Below are 373 nucleotides of genomic sequence, written 5' to 3'. Positions count from 1 at the left end.
GTGTGTTCTATGGCTATCGTCTTATAGGTCTTAGGTGTAGGTATGTGGTTCGGATGGGAGGGAAGGGGGGATGGGGTGGAAAGAAGAAACACCCTCTCCGGGTGCTATTATCTGATATAGGCTATTTTGTCTCACCACTATAATGTTATTTTCGATTTTGCAATCTGTACCAAGTTGCACGACTAATGCCAAGCTCATCCCACGGGTTTCCGTTACCTGTGATGATTGCAGGTCTTCCACCCTTACCAACTAATCCGCCTTTGCGTCCTCTTATGGCTTGTATCTCGCTTGTGTGGGTTCTGGCGACATAATCGTCAAAGGTGCCACGGTTGAAGTTTCTATGCGTCCACTTGGCTACGCTCTTAGCGGTGTG

Annotated in this window: 1 pseudogene; it reads right to left on the bottom strand. The window is 48.0% G+C overall.

The window, feature by feature from the left end:
* Positions 1–145: 145 nt before the first annotated feature.
* Positions 146–373: pseudogene (locus EMN46_RS20135) on the bottom strand (plasmid replication protein); the annotation flags it as partial.

The organism is Ancylomarina sp. 16SWW S1-10-2, assembly GCF_009669305.1.
GTDB lineage: Bacteria > Bacteroidota > Bacteroidia > Bacteroidales > Marinifilaceae > Ancylomarina.
This window is presented reverse-complemented; position numbering and strand designations above follow the sequence as displayed.